Genomic DNA, 18,558 nt, shown 5'->3' on the forward strand with positions numbered 1-18,558 from the left:
GTATATATTGAAAAAAAATCATAATAAATCTATATCCTTTATTTTAGCTTTATCAATGGTACTTAGCTTTGTAAGCCCATCTTTTGCATCAAAAACAATAAATCCTAAAAAAAATAGTGATTTGGTAAATATTAATAGAAGCAAGCAGAAAAAGAGCAAAATTATCGATGATTATTTATCTAGCGAAGCTAGTATAAAGGCAGATATTGAAAAAGAAGTATATTTTATCGAATTTAATAAGAATGCAGATAAAAATAAAATAAAAAAAGTATTAAACTCAATCAAGGATACCAAAATCCTTTACGAATATAATATTATATTCAACGGATTAGCAATCTCTACTTATCCAGAAAACATCGATTATATAAAAACTATTAAAGGAGTTGCAGATGTAGAAAAATCAGAAAAACTCAATCCTTTAATGGAAAATGCCAGAAGCCTAGTAAAGGTAGACAAGGCAAGTAACTATCTTAAAAATATCAATGCAATAAATCCCAATCTCGGCAAAAATTATGATGGAAGAGGCATGGTAATAGCCAATATAGATACAGGTATGGATGCAAGCCATAAGGCAATGAGACTCGATGATGATGCAAAAAAAGTCGCCAAGGTAAAATTAGATAACTTATCAGAAGCCGATAAGAACTTCTATATTTCAGAAAAGGTTCCACATTCAGTAAATTATCTAAATGGAGGAAAAATAACAACTGAAAAATACGATGACGGTTCAGATTATCACGATCCTCATGGAATGCATATATCAGGAATTCTAGCTGCTAATGATACTATGGAAGATATTAATAAAGGTAAGGGAATCAGAGGTATTGCCCCTAATGCTCAATTGTTTTCTTATAAGATGTACTCAGATGCTAGTGAGGGTTTTGCTGGAGATGAAACTATGTTCCATGCCTTTGAAGATTGTATAAAACATGATGTAGATGTAATTTCTATATCCTCAGGTTTTACAGGTACTGGACTTAAGGGAGAAAAATATTGGCAAGCAATCAGAACTCTAAGAAATCATGGCATTCCAGTTTGCGTTGCAACTGGTAATTATGCAACTTCCGCATCTAATTCTTCTTGGGATAGATATGCAAACAATGCCTTAAATATGACAGATACTGGAAATGTAACTAGAACAGCAGCCCACGAAGATGCCATAGCAGTAGGCTCATCCAGAAATACTAAAATCAATTTTGATGGAGTAAATATTGGTGGAAACGACTTTAGATATTCCAGAATAGGAGCTTTTTTTGATCCTAATAGTTTTAAAAAAGACAAGTATAAATTTATTTATTTAGGCAAGTGTCAAGATGATGATATAGCTGGCAAAAACCTAAAAGATAAAATTGTAATCATGGATAGAATATACACAAAAGATTTAAAATATTCTTTTAAAAAAGCAGCTGATAAAGGAGCAGCTGGAGTTATAGTTGTAAATACTGTATCTTACTATAACCGTGATGATTGGGAAAGCCTTCCAGCTATGGGTTATGAAGAAGATGAGGCTACAAAAGTACAAGTATTTTCTATATCTGGTATGGACGGTATAAAATTATGGTCAATGCTAACTGGAAGCTCCGACAAGGTTAATATCAAATCTAAAAAAGACTCAGACTATAGAATAGATATGAATCTATATAACTCTCTAAAACCTAAAGTAGGAGAGGAAAAAGAACTTAATATTAAATTTTTAGATAAAAAAATTCCTTGGCAAGATGTTAATGTTCCTGCCGGATCTACTTCATGGGGACCTAGAGTAGATCTAATGTTAAAACCAGATGTATCTGCCCCAGGTAAAAATATATACTCAACTCTAAATAAAATAGACGGAAAAGATACCTATCAATATATGTCAGGTACGTCAATGGCTACTCCAGTAGTATCAGGTTCAACAGTTATTATTAGACCTAAATTAAAAGAAATGGTCAAAAAAACAGTTATTAAGAGTAGAGGAATAGATTTGGTATCCCTTACAAAAATAATGCTACAAATAACATCCACTCCTATGATAGATCCTCAAACAGAAGAAAATGGAACTTATCTTTACGCATCACCTAGACAACAAGGTTCCGGACTTATCAATGTTGAGAAAGCTCTTAAAAATAATTTAGTAATTTCTTATGATCTAAAGGACTCTAGTGGTCAAACAAACTCTTATGGAGCTGTCTCTCTAAAGGAAATAAAAACTAAGAAAAAAGATTTCAGAATTAATATTGATAATCCAACTAATAGGGATATCACTCTTAAAGTATCATCCTCCCCTATTACTACAGATGGAGAGATTAAAGTAAAAAAATTAGATGAAGAATATGATGAAAAGTCCAAAACTGGAATTCATACAGTTAATGAAATTCATCCAAAAAAAGTTGACGGAGCTAAGCTAACCTTCGCTAAAAACGAAATAGTAATTCCTGCAAGAGGATCTTATAGTTTAGGTGCAAGCCTTGACGTTGGAAGCCTTGCTAACAAAAATAAATTCATAGAAGGATTTATAAACTTTGAGTCAAAAGAAGAAAAAGAAAATACTAGAAAGAATCCTCAACCTTCTCTATCTATGCCATTTATGGGATTTGCTGGAGACTGGAATAATGAACCTATAATCGATAAATGGGCTTGGGAAGATGGATCTCGTTCAAAGGGCATTGTAGGTTATGATGATGAAGGCAATCCAAAAATACCTGGAACCTTAAATAGAGGTCGAGGAGGAGAACACGGCATAGATTTATTTAAACCAGCAGGAGTTATCCAAAATAGAGAAGATGATAATAAGAGCTTAGATCAAGACCCAGATTTATTTGCCTTTAACAATTCACAAGATTGGGATCTAGAATCCACTGGAGAAAGTAAACTTATCAAAGATTATGAAACAGATAGAGGCCTTACTCCAAGCCCACTCATTTTAAGATCTGCAGCTGATGCTAAAGTTTCTATAGTAAACAGTGATAATCCCAAAAATCAAAATTATTTAAAAGTACTCGATGTAGATCATTTTATAAAGGGAATCTTAAACTCTAAAAGAAATGACTCAAAAGGTATAAAGGGTTCTAAGCTAAAAGTTTATGGTGATCTGAGATGGGATGGATTAATCTATAATCCTCATTCAGTAGATAAATACGATAAAAATTATGTTGAAGGTAAATTTGAGCCAATAGCAGAAGGGCAATATTTCTATAAATTTGAATATAGACTAACCCCTGATTATCCATATCAGATCTCCTATATTCCAGTAAAAATAGATAGAACTCCACCTGAGATTGTATCTGTTGATGCATCTAACCCTGATGAAATAAGACTTAAAATAAAGGATAGCTACCATAAGCAAAAAGAAGCCTACAAAAATGAAACTATCTTTACCAGAGAACAAGAAAAAAATCCTCAAAAATTTGAAGAAGTTCCTAACAAAGTATGGTTTGCAGGAGCTGCCTTTGTAGATGAAAATGGCGAAATATTAGATAAACTTAAAGTAGTAAATGTTGGAGAAAAAAATAAATATAACGGCTTTAAACTAGATAAAGATGGTAACAGCTGTTATAAAATATTGGGAGCTAATAAAAATCTTTTAGGAAAGACAATAGAAATTGCTGCTTTAGATGGAGCTTCAAACTTTACTGATTTATATCAAGTTAAATTTGACAAAAAAATTATAAACGGCAAACTAGGATACTCTACTGTAAAAAGCTCCTACGATCCTGATATAGATGACTATATTGAAGAAAAAAATTCAGCAGGAAAAATAGACGCCAAGTTATTAAAAAATATTAATACAAGTGAAAAAAAATCAGATAAAAATGAAGCTAATAGCTCTGCTAATTTAGAAGGAAAACCAAGTATTAATATAGATACTACTAAATCTACTATTGAATCACTTGATAATGAAGATCTAAATAGAATTATAAAAGTAAAAAAGATCAAAAAAGAAAATCCGTTAACTGGTATAAAAGAAGAAAGCTACGATTATGGAGATGAAAACTCCATAGATGAATATGGACTTCCAAGTAAATATCTTGATGGAAGTAAGATGGAATTTGTAGATAATTCCCTAGATTATTTTAAAGATCATAACTATATAGGAAAGATTATATTAAATGCAAATGGTGGATTTGATATAGAAGGTGTAGTCAAAAACGTAAGTAAAGATGCTAAAATCTACTTTAGATCTACTGCTATGAAAAAAACTAACAAGCTAGGCCAAGTGAAGACTATCCCCTCAACATATAACGAAAAAGATAAGTCAATGTCATTCAATCTATGGGCAAATATAAATGATGTCGATAATAATAAAGGTATTGATTATAAGGGAGATATAGAACTATACGTAACCGATAAAAATGGTAGCAGCCAAAGTATCTATATAAGAATGCCTAAAGAAAAAATCTCTAAGAAGACAGAAGATAAAATACCAACTGTCGAATCTAATTATGGAAATATCATAGAGCTTGGCGGAGCTGACCTAAATCATGGATTAAAAGAGAAAACCGATGAGGCTGGCAATATTTATTATGAAATAAGTGATAATTTAAAAATTAAAAATGGATATGCAGTTAAAATAATATCTATAAATCCTGGAAAAACCGGATTAGAAGCCTTATCATCAAATATATATACTAACGATAGTAAAGATGTAGCAACTAAAACAGCTAATATAAAGACTCTTCAAGGCTTTACCATCTTAAGATATGAAGTCTATAAACTAGAAAAAAATTCTAATGGAGAAGCTATACTAAATGATGAAAATTTAGTAGAAGAAATTGGCAAAATTGTATATATAGATAAAGATAAAGTCCAACTTGATATGGATAATGATAGCTTTAATCCTTATACAAATGAAGATAACGCTAATTATGGAGAACTTTACATTAGAAAAAGTCCACTAATTTTACGAGGAAAAGTAGGTGATAAAGGTGGATTTAACTGGAACTTTAGAATAAATGAATCCATAGTTGATCAATATTTAATTTATGGAGATCTAAACAGTGATAATTCCAAAGACTTCGAAGTAAAAATAGATGCTAACGATGGTGATATCATGGATTGGGCTGCCAAAGACTATATAGGTAACGGTGAGCCAGAAGGTATTAGATCACAATACAAGATATTTATTGACAATACTAAACCAGAAATTAGATTAACAGATGAAAAGCTCGATAACAGTATCGGACTAAAATATGAGATTGACGGTAAAGATAAGGAAGTAAATTTATCTATAACAGATAAGATAGATAGTGGAAATCCTGGAAGAATTCAACAAAAATCAATTTTAGTAAATGGAAAAGAATACCAAGCTAATAGCTTATTAAATTCTTATGCTAATTACAATAATCCTGATCAAGTAGAAATTAAAGTTATTGCAACTGATTATGCAAGGAATACCAAAGTACAAATTTATAAGCTTGACTTAAATACAGGAAAAATAGAAAATGTCCAAAATCCAAAAGTAGAGGTCTTAGTAAATGCTACTACAAATGAAGTAAATTTAGGTGAAGACTTCACTCTTCCAGAATATGAAGGCGCAATACCTGAGGAAAAAGAATTCGCTGGATGGAAAGTTAGAGATGCTATCAAAAAACCAGGTTTTACTTTTAATACTCAAGCAAATATAGAAATCACACCAGTATTTAAAGATAAAGAAAAAGATTATGTGTCTTTAAATTTTGAATCCAATGGAGCGGATGGAGAGATTCCAGAAATGCAAGTTGTGAAAGGAAGCGAAATAAGCCTTCCTGAAAATACATTCATAGCTCCAGATGGCAAAGAATTTGCTGGATGGCTTGTATCTGGAAATGAAGATATAAATAATCCAAAAGATAAAATAACAGTAAACGATAATATTACAGTTACTGCTATTTGGAAAGATATTCAGTAAACATAAGTTTTTAGTAATTTAAGATTAAAAAGTTCCTTGTTACTTAATATAAAAAGCTGGCATTTATTTGTCAGCTTTTTTAATTTGATTCAATCATCATATTTTTATCCCTTATAATATTTTCTATATTTTCTGTGTAATCACGTAAGTTACGAGCATTGCGATATTTTTTACCATTCATAAGCTTAGTATTAGCGTTCATACCCAGGCCAATGACATTTTCTAATTCTTCATTAATAATTATATTGTATCTTTGGGCTGTATTATTTTTTTGATATCCTACATTTTCCAAATTAGAAATAATATTTTTTTGACGGTAGAGATAGTAGGCTTTATAATAATTTTTTTCTGTAAAATCTTTTATGGTCTTGCTAATTATCAATGCATCTTCTATGGAACCTTTTTTATTATTTTCCCTGTATTTGCTACCGGATTTTGTAGCCAAAGCGTGAAATGTGATATTATCTGGCTGAAGTTTTTCTAATATCTCAAAGTTTTTCTCAAAATTTTTTGCACTTTCTCCAACAAGTCCAACTATAAAATCCATATTAATTATAAATCCTAATTCTCGAGCTTTTTCATACATTTTTAGAAAATGATTGTAATCATAAGCGCGTCCTACAGATTTTATTATTTCTTTATTAAATGTCTGTGGATTTAGAGAAATACCTGTAACTCCATAATTGCTAAGTAGCTTAAGTTTTTTCTCATCAAGTGTGTCTTCTCTACCAGCTTCAAAGATATACTCAAATGAGAAAAATCTCTCATTTATCTTATCTAATAATTTTTCAAAGTCATAGAGGGATAGGTCTGATGGTGTCCCGCCCCCTACATAAATTGAATCAAGATCTTTAGGTAAATCTATCATATCAATTTCATGACATAAAGTATCGATATAAGTCGACCTATCATGGTCAGGACCAATTAGTGTAGGATAAGAACAATAATCACATCTACTAGGGCAAAAGGGAATATTTATATATAAATTGAAATCATCTTTATTAAATCTCAATTTATCTTGTTCATTTTTGATATCTACTAGTAAATTAAGTTTCTCATCTGAAAGAAAGTATTTTTCTTTTATCTGATCTGGACTTTGCTTTTGCAAAAGCTTGGATGGTTTTGATCCAGTAAGCATTCCCCAAGGAGATTTGTAGCTAGTTTTTTTTACTAATATGTTATACAAAGTAGATTTAAGCTGATAATTATCTTTATAATCATAATTCTTTTTATTAAAAATCACTTTATTTTCTAATATTAAAATATCACCTTCATTGGCAAATATTATTTCGCTATCATCGTAAAATATATTTAAAATATCATATACACTTTTTCTTTTGTTTTCATTTTCCAAGTAAATTTTCATGGTACAATTATACCTTTTACAATAAAAAAACCTTAAATTTTACTGTAATTTAAGGTTAAATTTAAGTTTATTTTAAAAATTCATAAGCCCAATTTTTATCTACTTTTTCAGCATTTTCCGCATCAAATAATCCATCGTACTGGCTAATTATTTTATCATATACTTCTCTTACAAAACCTAGGGTATATTCCTTACCATCAGTGGTTTTTATTAAATATGTGTTTCCATCTACTAATCTAAATGAAATCACATCATCATGGTCAAATGCTAGTTCATTGCTTTCTAGTAAGATGTATTTCATGATTTCTATAGCCTTATCTGACAAATAATTTTCAAATATAACTATTTTTTCACGTAATTCTTCTATATCACTTGTCATTCTTGTAAGGTATTTTTCTTGTTCTTCTTTATGAAATTTATCGAGTAAAGTTAAACTTGATTTAAAAGCTAGTCTTGCCTTGCCATCTACAAATTGAGGATCATTTACTATCATAAATTTAATTTCATCATCTGTATAGGCAAATCTATAATTTAATACAAATTCATGTCCACAATTTGGGCAATGTTGAATGCCAAATTGATTAGTTAGTATAAGTTCTCTATCCTCTGTTGCAGAAAAAACCGCTGTATTCATTTCTTTTTCAAAAGTATCTCCACAAGCTGGGCAAGTTATTCCAAATATTTTTTCTCTAGTTTGCATATTCCACCTAAAATTCTATAATATTTATTCCAAGATCAGAGTCAGCTTTCTTTTCTAATTTACCATCAATAACATCTATAAAAATCTCTACTGTAAATGAGCAAGTAGCTTCTTCTAAATGACCTCCCATTACTTGTGATCCTTCTTTAGCACAAGTAATATGAGTATGAACTAATGGTTTTTCTTCAAATATAGTAATATTTCCAATTAAAGATGTTATTTCCAAATCTTCATTGTAAATATCCCATTCATAATCATCTTTTCCTGGATGTAAAACCCCAATTTTTAATTCATTTACAGCCCCTATTCCTTGAAAATGAGCTGCTTTAATATCCTCTTCTTCTGCTAATTTGTTAATTGATTCTATAATCTTATCGCCTTTTTTTAATCTAAGGACAATTTTATTGCCAAATCTCTTATAATCCATAAAGTCACCTCTTAAAAAAATAGATACCCAATAATAAGCTTACTATTCAAATTTGACTGCTTTTAAAAGAGGTATGGCAAGTATAGATGCAAAAATTACAGAAATTATACCATTAACTAATGAAACACTTGCTTTTTGAGTTATTTCTGTCATTGTAGCTACTTTTGTAAGATTTAGTACATAATAATCTTCAATAAAAGTTTTGACCAAATATAGGATAATATAGGTTAATTGTCCTAAAATAGAAGCAATAACAATTCTAGCTTTATTCTCTCGATCTATTTTTTTATAAAAAAAGTAACCAGCAACAGCTGCCATAGCAAATTTATTTATAAAAGTAGTTGGCGCGGATGTAAAATAAATTGGATCAAAAAGATCAAATAAAGCTGGTCCAAGGCCTGCAGCTAGACCACCATACAGAGGACCTAAAATAATTCCAGATAATAAGCAAAAAACATTTCCCAAATGAAAACGCGTATTGCCAAAGGGAGTTACCATAGGTATTTGCAAATAATTGGAAACAAAGGTGAGAGCAGCAAAAAGTGCCACATATGTAAGTTTTTTTGTCGTTAAGTTTTTCATAAGTCCTCCTAGATTAATTATAGTATATCATATAAATAACCAGTAGAATATAATAGAGGTGATATAAATGAGTGAAAATTTAGGACCAATACATTATATGATGTATGAAAAAATAAAATTTCAAGATAAAATAACAAATTATCTTTTAGATGGAGATACAAGCAAAGTCGATAAAATAAATAAAGCAGTTTCAACTGATCCTTTAGAAGATCTAATCGATCAAGAAAATATCCACGGCTGGCTTGATTCTAAAATAGATGTAGTAGAAAATAGGTTAAACTATGCCTTAAATAACAGTGAAAATACCAAAGAAAAACTGTATGAATTTGGCAAAATAAATGCCCAAGGGAAAGATTTTTCTAACTTTAATAGTGTATTTACAGATCTAAATATGCTTTTATTAGACGGTATGCCTTGCGATAGAGGACTTGCTGCCCAAATAGATAACAACGGCGATTTATATTTAATAACTAATAACAATTTGCATAGTAAATATGAAAGTCAAACCATAAATCCAGAAGATTCCAAGGATAATGTTTGTCAAGGTGGCCATAACCATGACCATCACGAAAGTTTTGAAATAAGTAATAATGATAATATAAATTTAAACGATGAAAAGTCTAACTACCATGATTACAGATATGCATTTTTAAAAGGGTATTTTGCTGATAGTCCCTATGATGTAGAAATGATAAACGGAATAAACTTTCGTATTTTCCCAAAAAATTAAATAAATATCCGGTGTAAGAATGAAAAATGAATTTAATAATAATAGAAAATTAATATTTAGAATGCTAACCGATTCGGTGATTGTAGGTACTTTCGCCGGACTTTTTTCTGTCCTATATAGATTTATAATTTCCAAAATGGACAGCAGCAGGAAAGTTTTATATAGTAATTTTGATTTTAAATCAGTCATTATTTTATTAACTATGGCTATTATAATCTCATTTCTAATTAGCAAATTACTAGAATGGGCTCCTCTTTCTGGAGGCAGCGGTATACCACAAATACGCGGTGAAATCCTAGGAAAATTTAAAATGAATGAGTGGCCAACCATTATTTCAAAAATAGTAGGTGGAAGCCTTGGAAATCTTATGGGTTTTTCTCTAGGCCGAGAAGGTCCATCCATACAAATGGGTGGTGCAAGTGCAAAATTTATAGGTAAAATTTTTAAAAGACCACCTGATGAAATTAAATATATGATCACTGCTGGAGCAGCAGCAGGTCTTGCCGCAGCCTTTAATGCACCATTGGCTGGTTGTATTTTTGCTATAGAAGAGCTTCATAAAACATATTCAAAATATGTTCTCTTGCCCGCATTTATAGCATCAATAATTGCCAATTACGTTTCTTTTGTAATAATGGGAGCAGAAAGCTCCTTTTCATTTGCAGTTACTAAATCTCTACCAATGCGTCTTATTTGGGTAGCTATTTTAATAGGTATTTTAACAGGTTTCATAGGTAGCTTCTACAATATAATGATAGTAAAGTGCCAAAATTTATTTAAAAAAATAGATTCAAAAATCTTAAAATACACTTTACTAATGGCTGTTACAATTGTAATAGGATTTACATTTTACGAAGTAACTGGAGGTGGACACGGACTTTTAGAACAGATGGCTCATAAGAGATTCCCTGTTAAATATATACTCGCAATTCTAATTTTAAAATTATTTTATACAACATTCTGCTACGGATCCGGAGTCCAAGGTGGTATATTTCTACCAGTTCTTGTAATCGGCGGTAGCTGTGGGGCTTTAATATTTGCCATGCTAGAAAATGGCATAAATGTAGATCAATATTACATAAACTTTATAATCTTGGGCATGAGTGGAATACTTGCCTCAGTTGTTAGAAGTCCTATACTTTCAGTAATTTTGGTTTCAGAAATGGCTGCAAGCTTTCAGCACTTAATCGCCTTATCAATTGTAGTAATAGTTTCTTATTATGTAGCAGAATCTTTAGAGATAGACCCAATTTATGAAACACTTTTCGAAAGACAATTAGAAGATAAAAACTTACTAGTTCCTAATGAAACAGACCTAGGAAATTATTCTATTTTGGAATACACAATAGTAGATGGATTAGATGTAATTGATAAAAAACTAAAGGAAATAAAATTTCCAAGACACATTTTAATTATATCTATAGAAAGGGACAACAAAGAATTTGTACCAAATGCAGAAGACAAAATTTTACTTGGAGATAAGATAACAGTTTTACTAAATACAGAAGATGCTTTGGAAATAGATGAGTATTTAAAAATAGAATAAAAATAAAAAAAACGAGCATATAAGCTCGTTTTTCTTACCTACCATTTGCTCTTAAAATAGCTTCAGCCTTATCTATAATTTTATTTTGTTTTTCAATTAATTTATTAAGTTCATTGCCATGTTCTTTGGCAAATTTTGGCATTTTTTGCATTAGAATTTTTGCGCCTTCAATAGTTTCTTTTGCATTTTTAACTGATTTTTCTAGTTTATCCAATCTTTCTTTTGAAAATTGTTTGAAATTTGGATTACCAAAGCTCATTGTGTAATCGCCAACATAATCAACTTTTTTAGGACCGTTAACAAAGAAAAATGGATCTAAGTCATATGCGATTACTGCAATATTTTTACCGGTTTCTGGGTTTTTAACTTGTCCATAGCCAACTCCCATAAATGTTGGTTGGAACATTAGCATATCATACACCGAACCTGTGGTTTCATATGAGCCATTTGTTTCGATAAATCTCTTATAACCATTACCGCTCTCTATATCTTTATAAAGTATAGTATCGAATAGAATTTCTGGAGATATATCATTTTCATAATCATCATATACCCAAGAATGAAGGCCTAAATTTAGTCCTTTATAATTTAAAGTTTCATAACGAGTGCCATCTGGTCTTTCTTGACTATCCCCAGTTAAACTTAATTCGTATGCTCTTTGTAATGCTAATCTTTCAAGTTCCAAACTATACCCATATGCATTTACATATCCTTCTTTATCATTAGAATCTCCGGTAAATTCATTATAAATATCTCTTATTTTTTTAGTATTACCGTTATCATCCCATTGTAATTTTAAGTTCTCATCCCAAGCTTTGGATCTTACATCTCTGAGTTGGTTTAAAACTGCTTGTCTAGTTGCATCATTTTGATTTAAAGTTACTACACTCTCTTGGTATGGCGCATTAGATGGTTGAATATCTAAATTTACCTTTGGCGCATTTTTATTCTCACTTGCAAAACTTACATTACTTTCACCAACTACACCAGCCCCTAAAAAAGAAAACGAAATAGCTAGGGCTGCAGCTGTTATCTTTTTAAAATTATTCATATATACTCCTTAAATTTTATTATATTAATATATTAACCAATTAATCTATAAAATAACATATTTGTTATCTATAATTTTATGTTTATTTACTTTTTTAAAAATAAAGTGATAATTTCTCAACACTTACCTACCATTGGCTTGTAAGATGCTTTCTGCTCTAGTTATTATCTTATATTGGTCTTCTATTAATTTATTTAGTACTTCCCCATATTCTGTGGCAAATCTTGGCATGGTTTTGGTTAATACTTCTGCTGCTGATATGGTTTGTTTAGCTTTCTTTAAGGATTCTTCTAGCCTATCTAGATACTCTGCTGGAATTATATTTGCTTCTTTTTCTTCATCTACTCCTTCTATGCTAGTAGTTGTTTCGGTTTCAGGCAGTTCTGTGATAGCTTCTTTTTCCAAAACTTCTTCTCTTGCCACTTCTTTTTCTGCTGAGATTGGATTATTTACAGCATCCTTATCATTTTCTCCTACCATGCCATTATTATTTCTATCATCCATAAATGCATATAAATAATTTTGACCCTTTACTATTGGCAGTTTATATTTACCATGGGCTTTAACTTCTTTTATGGTTATTTGAGTGTTGTTGTTAGTGTTGATGGCATCTATCTCGCGTCTTTGATCTGCTGTTAGATTCATATAAGCTTGTCTTGTTCTTCTTGACCTATAAAGACCTGAATTTGTATTTACACTACCACTAGCAAAACTTGTGCTTGCAAGCGTTGATGTTAAAATAGCTACTGCTAAGGCTTTTGGCAATATCTTTTTTATTTTCATATCTTCTCCTTTAATATGTATTATTAATAATATTTTAACATATTAATTATTAAAAACATACTTACATTAAAAAAAGACAGATACAATCTGTCTTTTAAATTGGTCTTAATATTTTGCTAAGATTTTTTCTGCTTGGTCAATTATTTTTTGTGAATTTGCTATTAATTCATTGATTTTGTCCCCATTTTCTTTAGCAAATTTTGGCATTGTTTTCATTAATAACTCTGCCCCTGCTATGGTTCTTTTAGCATTGCTTACTGAAGTTCTTAATTTTTCAACACTTGCGGCTGTCAATTCTGTTGTTTTTGCTGGTGCTACTGTTTTATTTTCTATTTTTGGAGCACTTTTAATATCTCCTGCATAGATATTAAAACTACCTACTAAGTTTGCTGAAGCTTGGTTATTACCAGAAATAGCAAAATCAAATATTCCAACTCCATAGTTCCACTTAGCATTTGTATTAAGGGCTGCAAAACCGATGTGTTTTAATTCCGGGTCAAGTATTATGTGTAGATGACCATTATCAGCGTTTGCTACTCCCTTAGCTTCTTTTAGCAGTTGATATTCTGACTTATTATTTTTTCTCTTGGATGGTTCAAAAGACCATTGACCAAAAGATTTTTTTGGATTTTGGCTATCTGTACTTGATGCCAAAATTTCTGCACCCGGGTGGATACCATTTATTGTGGCTGATGTACTCATACTAGACCCATCTGGTCTTTGGTGGGATAGACCTGTTAGGGTTTGCTCGTAGGCTCTTTGGATGGCAATTTTTTCTAAGTCATTTGACCAAGTTAATCCATTTACGTAAGCTTCTTTATTTGCATAACCATTTGCTTTTACAACATCTTGTAGACGTTCGCTTTTTGAATTTGAATTTTCATCCAAAGTATATAGAATGTTTTCATCCCATAGTCTAGATCTTATAGCACGCGCTTCTGCTAAAACTTGGTTTTTAAGATTTTCATCCTGGCTTAAATTAAAGGTTCCTTCACTAAAACTAACATTTCCTGTGTTTACACCCAAATCTAATCTAGTAGCTGCAAAAACTGGATTTGCTCCTAAAAGGGCAAAAGAGATAGCAATGGATAGGGCTAATTTTTTAATATTTTTCATACAATCTCCTAAAAACATTTATTTTGTATATATTATATACTAGATTTTTAGCAGAATTTATATGAAAATTCATTTTTTATCTTTTTTAAAATAAGGCGGACTATGCCTATCTCTAAATTCAAAGTCTGACCGATTAACTATAATTGCAGATATTACCCCAACCATAGTATCTAAAGTTCTATTTAGGGCAAATAAGAAAGGCATAGTGTCAGTTCCATGATTTATAGTAATGGATAAAAAAACTATGGCCATTATAGAAATCGCCTTAGGTTTATTGGCAAGGGCCATTATCCAGATTATAAATGATGCTATAAAACTTATTAAAAGTATTTCTAAATTTTTAGGTAAGCTATTTGCTGGAACTAATAAAAGGTAAATAAGTCCACAAAAACCACCTAAAAATGTACCAATTATTCTGTTTACACCTATTTCTCTCGAACCTTCTACATCTGATTTTAAGCAAATAATAGCAGCTATTGCACTATAAAAAGGAAGTCCATCGCCAGGTCTATGAGCAGAAATAAGCATAGCCATAGTAACTGCAACAAAGGTCTTTATTATTCTTAAGCCCGGTGGTTTAAAACTCATAGACTACCTAGAAGAAAATCGTAAAAGACTTCTTCATTTACCCTGGTAACTCTATAATTTTTTTTACGACTATTTGTTCTATAAAGACTACCCACTTCTCCCTCAAGATCACTAGTAATAACACCAAAACCGGATTCTTCAAAAATAAAGGCCTCTGGTGCTTGGGTTAGGTATAAAAGCAGCGGAGCTTTTAGTAGTCTATTTTCTAAAGGTTCATTTTTAAATTCATCTAAAATAGTGTCTAGATTTTTATCTTTACCATAAAGTTTAGCAATCATATCATCTGAAAGAAGTGGCTCATTTGCTATCCCTAAAGGCAATAAAAATAAATCTATGCTTGTATTTAATATTTTATCAACAGCTTCGGGATCTTCGATGAAAGTACCTGAAACTTCTTCATCTGTTTCTCCACCCAGAATAAAAATATGGGAGATATAATCTTCTATTTCTGGAGCTTCTTCTAGGGCTTTTGCAATATTTGTAAGTCCTGATGTGGCGATTATATCAAGTCTACCGCAATCTTCTGCCTTATCAATTATATTTTCATAGGCTGGCATTTTTTCTATATAGTCCTTTGTTGTAGAAAAAATTTCCTTATCTAAATGATGGTAATCACTAAAAGGCTTGCCAGCAGCAACTGGCAAAAATAGTCCTTCTTCAGTTGAAAGTCCTACAATATTTTCTGCCGCTAAAACTGGATTCATCTTACCATCAGATGTAGACATACCAAGAATTTCAAAATCAAAAGAATTAAATGCCATTTTTATCATTAAAGCTTCATCAAGTCCAAAATTTGTATCTATAAAAATAAATGGTTTTTCGTAATCCATAATACCTCACTTTTTTTTACTATACTAAGGCTATAAATTTTTACCATATTGTGGACCTAACTGAATCAATTTATAACATAATTATCATTTATATAATTTGATTAAGTACATCTTCTTTTATTTTAAAACTGTGATCATCTGTTGGAAAAATACCTTCTTTTACTTCTTTATCATATCGATTGAATGCCTCTACTATATCCTCCCCTATATTAGCGAAGTGCTTTACAAATTTGGGTGTAAAGTCATCGTACATTCCAAGCATATCTTGATAAACTAAAACTTGCCCATCGCATCCATCACCTGCACCTATTCCTATAGTTGGTATACTGAGCATTTTGCTTATCTTAGTTGCTAATCCTTTTGGTACACATTCTAAAACTACAGCAAAGGCCCCTGCTTCTTCTACTGCCTTAGCATCTGCAATCAACTTTTTAGCAGTTTCTATATCCTTACCTTGAACCTTAAACCCACCTAGAGAGTTGATAGATTGAGGAGTCAATCCTATATGAGCACATACTGGTATCTTGGCATCTACAATAGCTTTTATTATTTCTTTTACTTCTGTTCCACCCTCTAGTTTTACACAATTTGCTCTACCTTCACTCATAAGCCTACCCGCATTTTCTACAGCTTTTGCAATATCTGTATTGGTATATGACATAAATGGCATATCACAAATAACCATAGTATCCTTTACTCCACGAGCTACAGCCTTACTATGATGAATCATATCTTCCACTGTTACACTAAGGGTATCCTCAAGTCCAAGCATGGTCATCCCTAAACTATCACCTACTAGGATTGAATTTATATTAGACTTTTCTACTAGCTTAGCTGTTGTGTAGTCATAAGCAGTTATCATAGTTAATTTTTCGCCATCTTCTTTTGCTTTTTTAAAAGTCAATGCAGTATTTTTCAATTTTAATTTTCTCCTTTTTCTTTTTCTAATTTAGACCTTAAATTATCATAGTTTCTATTTGGATTTTTTTCTTTTGCTATTTCAATCAATAATAAACTTATATCAAGATAAACTTCTTTCTCTATATAGATATCATTTTCTTTAAGATATTTTATGTGAGAACTAATAGTGTTTATATCAGCTCTTTCTATAGGGCCAGTTAGTGAATTAACTACTCCTTTAGCAAATATATTATCCATGTTCTTTTTAGCCAAGCTCTCTAAGGCTTCTAATGATTCTTTATCTGTAAATCCATAAAATCTTAATATTTTCTCAGCCATATAAGAAAGACCTACTACCATATTACTTATACAAACAGTAGATAAATGATAGCCACTTTTATCTTTCGTAGTTATTATTTTATAAGGATTACCCAGTCTATCAAGGTTTTTAGTAAATATCTCTAGAGCCTTCTTATCACCTTCTAATGTAAAAAAGGATCCATCTAAATCCTTATAAGAATTTTCTTTACTAGAAAATGCAAGCATAGGATGCATAGAAATAGGGTGAAAATCCAACTTATTTCTTGAAAATATCTGAGAATTTAGACTCCCACTACAGTGACAAATTATCTTGCCTGCTATATTATATTTTTTTAAATTTTCCCATACATTTAGAATCTGATCATCTGTAGTGGTTATAAAAATAATATTACAGTTATCAACTAATTCCTTTAAATTTTTAAAAGACTTAGTATTGGTTAGTCCTGCGCTATAGTCTGCACTTTTTTTACTTTTGCTATAATATCCCTCAAGACTTATATGATTGTTATCAAAAAAATAAAGTCCTAAAGAAGTGCCAACCTTCCCAGCGCCTATGATTGCCGCTTTATACATATAACCCCTCCTTTCCTTTTATAATAAATAAGTAAAATTATATTTAAAAACCTATTTACTTATTATAGTAACATAAATTTTAAAATATTGATATAAATTTATCATACTTGTAAATAAAAAAAGATGCGATTAATCTCGCACCTTCTAGTTTTCAGCATCTGAATATTCTTTTAATTTACCTAGGGCTTGGTTTTCTATTTGTCTTATTCTTTCTCTGGATAAGTCATAGATAGATCCTATTTCTTCTAGGGTTTTTGGTTTTTCGTTATCTAGACCGTAGCGATAAATAATTATTTGTCGCTCACGTTCTGTAAGTTGGTCTAGGGCTTGCATTAGGAAATTTTCCATATCACGCTCTAAAATTAAAACATCAACTGGGGTTGATTCATCCCCTACCATATCCATTAGCTCATCTCCGGTAGAGTCTTCACTATCTAAGTTGATATTTAATGATGTAGAATTTACTTGGTTACGGTTGATTAAAAACAAATCATCGGCTTGCTTTTTATCTATACCTTCTTTTTCTAAAATTTTGTAAATTTCTTCATCACTTGCTTCTGGATTGGCCTTTAATATTTGCTTTAATTTGTTAAGTTTTAGATATTTTCCTGCTGGTATTCTTATGGTGTGACCTTCTTTATTGATGGCCTTTCTGATAGCCTTATCTATCCATTTGTAGGCATATGTTGTAAATTTATATCCAAGTGAAAGGTCAAATTTTTCTGCAGCTCTTATCATGCCGAGCATTCCTGATTGGACTAAGTCTTCTAAGTCTAAATCATTTCCATGTGACCTATAAAAATATGAAGCACGACTTCTAACTAGACCTTGGTTCTTTTCTACTAAAGCTGCAAGAGCGTTTTGATTGCCTAGTTGAAATTGTTCTACGATTTCCTCGTTTGTTAAATCTGACATTTTCATCATGTCACTACGAGTTATTGGTGTGATGGCAGTTGATTCGATTCTTTTTACTTTGCTTTCTTCCTCATCGTCATCCTCATCTATATCATCGTCTTCATCTATATCATCTTTTTCATCGTAAACTTCATCTTCTACTATTTCCTCTTGCTCGATAAAGTCTATTAACTCTTCTCTTTCATCATCGGATAGTTCTTCTAGGACACTAGCTATTTCTTCTTTACCCATATCTTCTGAGTTAAAGAAAGAGCGTATCCTTTC

15 protein-coding genes are annotated in these 18,558 nt (G+C 30.9%); 3 read left to right on the forward strand and 12 right to left on the reverse strand.

Going from position 1 to position 18,558, the window contains the following annotated elements:
• The first annotated feature begins 7 nt into the window (after positions 1-7).
• Positions 8-5,866 (forward strand): S8 family serine peptidase, encoded by a 5,859-nt coding sequence (locus tag DY249_RS07285; RefSeq protein WP_245943554.1) that lies wholly within the window; start codon positions 8-10, stop codon positions 5,864-5,866.
• Between the two features lie 79 nt (positions 5,867-5,945).
• On the opposite strand, the gene hemZ is transcribed toward DY249_RS07285, so the two are convergent.
• From hemZ to DY249_RS07305, 4 genes are all read right to left on the reverse strand, one after another.
• Positions 5,946-7,232 carry a coproporphyrinogen dehydrogenase HemZ gene (gene hemZ, locus DY249_RS07290; protein ID WP_115595685.1) on the reverse strand — a complete coding sequence of 429 codons (1,287 nt, stop codon included), beginning with the start codon at positions 7,230-7,232 and terminating at the stop codon, positions 5,946-5,948.
• Positions 7,233-7,299: 67 nt separating this feature from the next.
• A complete protein-coding gene (locus DY249_RS07295; protein WP_115595686.1) occupies positions 7,300-7,932 on the reverse strand; it encodes a CpXC domain-containing protein in 633 nt (210 codons plus the stop codon).
• Positions 7,933-7,939: 7 nt separating this feature from the next.
• A complete protein-coding gene (locus tag DY249_RS07300; protein ID WP_115595687.1) occupies positions 7,940-8,359 on the reverse strand; it encodes a PPC domain-containing DNA-binding protein in 420 nt (139 codons plus the stop codon).
• A 42-nt stretch (positions 8,360-8,401) separates the two neighbouring features.
• Positions 8,402-8,941 (reverse strand): ECF transporter S component, encoded by a 540-nt coding sequence (locus DY249_RS07305; protein WP_115595688.1) that lies wholly within the window; start codon positions 8,939-8,941, stop codon positions 8,402-8,404.
• Between the two features lie 67 nt (positions 8,942-9,008).
• On the opposite strand from DY249_RS07305, the gene DY249_RS07310 reads away from it, so the two are divergent.
• The gene (locus DY249_RS07310) at positions 9,009-9,671 is read left to right on the forward strand and encodes a hypothetical protein (RefSeq protein ID WP_115595689.1); all 663 of its coding nucleotides are present in this window, start codon (positions 9,009-9,011) and stop codon (positions 9,669-9,671) included.
• A gap of 19 nt (positions 9,672-9,690) precedes the next feature.
• Entirely contained in the window at positions 9,691-11,217 is a 1,527-nt protein-coding gene (locus DY249_RS07315) for a ClC family H(+)/Cl(-) exchange transporter (RefSeq protein WP_115595690.1), read from the forward strand.
• Between the two features lie 34 nt (positions 11,218-11,251).
• Here the strand turns inward: DY249_RS07315 and DY249_RS07320 are convergent, their stop codons facing one another.
• The 8 genes from DY249_RS07320 to DY249_RS07355 all read right to left on the reverse strand — a co-directional run bounded on the left by DY249_RS07320 (position 11,252) and on the right by DY249_RS07355 (position 18,525).
• Positions 11,252-12,268 (reverse strand): hypothetical protein, encoded by a 1,017-nt coding sequence (locus DY249_RS07320; RefSeq protein ID WP_115595691.1) that lies wholly within the window; start codon positions 12,266-12,268, stop codon positions 11,252-11,254.
• 123 nt (positions 12,269-12,391) lie between these two features.
• Entirely contained in the window at positions 12,392-13,051 is a 660-nt protein-coding gene (locus DY249_RS07325; RefSeq protein ID WP_115595692.1) for a hypothetical protein, read from the reverse strand.
• A 105-nt stretch (positions 13,052-13,156) separates the two neighbouring features.
• Positions 13,157-14,167: a CAP domain-containing protein gene (locus DY249_RS07330; protein ID WP_172540079.1), complete on the reverse strand. Its 1,011-nt coding sequence runs from the start codon at positions 14,165-14,167 to the stop codon at positions 13,157-13,159.
• A gap of 69 nt (positions 14,168-14,236) precedes the next feature.
• Complete coding sequence (locus DY249_RS07335; protein ID WP_101539637.1) at positions 14,237-14,755, reverse strand: FUSC family protein; 519 nt, start codon at positions 14,753-14,755, stop codon at positions 14,237-14,239.
• Positions 14,752-15,585 carry a nucleoside hydrolase gene (locus tag DY249_RS07340; RefSeq protein ID WP_115595694.1) on the reverse strand — a complete coding sequence of 278 codons (834 nt, stop codon included), beginning with the start codon at positions 15,583-15,585 and terminating at the stop codon, positions 14,752-14,754. The genes DY249_RS07335 and DY249_RS07340 overlap by 4 nt, the downstream gene beginning before the upstream one ends.
• 88 nt (positions 15,586-15,673) lie before the next feature.
• Positions 15,674-16,504: a 3-methyl-2-oxobutanoate hydroxymethyltransferase gene (panB, locus tag DY249_RS07345; protein WP_115595695.1), complete on the reverse strand. Its 831-nt coding sequence runs from the start codon at positions 16,502-16,504 to the stop codon at positions 15,674-15,676.
• A gap of 2 nt (positions 16,505-16,506) precedes the next feature.
• On the reverse strand, positions 16,507-17,379 hold the full coding sequence (locus tag DY249_RS07350; RefSeq protein WP_115595696.1) for a Rossmann-like and DUF2520 domain-containing protein: 873 nt from the start codon (positions 17,377-17,379) through the stop codon (positions 16,507-16,509).
• A 144-nt stretch (positions 17,380-17,523) separates the two neighbouring features.
• On the reverse strand, positions 17,524-18,525 hold the full coding sequence (locus tag DY249_RS07355; RefSeq protein WP_420535466.1) for a sigma-70 family RNA polymerase sigma factor: 1,002 nt from the start codon (positions 18,523-18,525) through the stop codon (positions 17,524-17,526).
• Between the last annotated feature and the right edge of the window lie 33 nt (positions 18,526-18,558).

Origin of the sequence: Anaerococcus octavius (assembly GCF_900445265.1) — a bacterium.
Classification (GTDB): Bacteria; Bacillota; Clostridia; order Tissierellales; family Peptoniphilaceae; genus Anaerococcus; species Anaerococcus octavius.